This is a genomic window from bacterium, assembly GCA_023150945.1.
Lineage (GTDB): Bacteria > Zhuqueibacterota > Zhuqueibacteria > Zhuqueibacterales > Zhuqueibacteraceae > Coneutiohabitans.
Genome location: JAKLJX010000059.1, coordinates 1 through 406, shown reverse-complemented (window position 1 = coordinate 406; position 406 = coordinate 1). Strand labels below are relative to the sequence as shown.

The 406-nt window shown below is 41.4% G+C and carries 1 protein-coding gene; it reads left to right on the top strand.

The features are described from left to right. Positions 1-79: 79 nt before the first annotated feature. Positions 80-406, top strand: a 327-nt coding sequence (locus tag L6R21_27995) for a toll/interleukin-1 receptor domain-containing protein (GenBank protein MCK6563049.1), incomplete at its 3' end; no start/stop codon positions are given.

Genomic DNA, 406 nt, shown 5'->3' with positions numbered 1-406 from the left:
CACGCCGGGATCTGCGCGGGGGCACGGAGAAACCCGTGTCCCTACCGCGACGACGCAACCAAACTATAAACCATCTTGTATGAACAATGCTCCACAAGAAGTGAAGATATTCTTGAGTTATGCTCGAGAAGACAGGGAAAGAGTTGAGACAATTTATGAAAAATTATCTCAGGCCGGTTTTTCTCCTTGGATGGATGCAAAAAATATACTTCCCGGAGAACGCTGGGAAGCTTCTATAGAATCAGCTATTGAGAATTCCCACTTTTTCCTAGCTTGCCTTTCTACTAATTCAGTGGATAAAAGGGGACTAATTCAAAAAGAAACAAAAAAAGCTATTGACATCTTAAGCAAATTGCTTGACAATGACATCTACTTTATTCCTATTCGACTAGAAGAGTGCAATGTA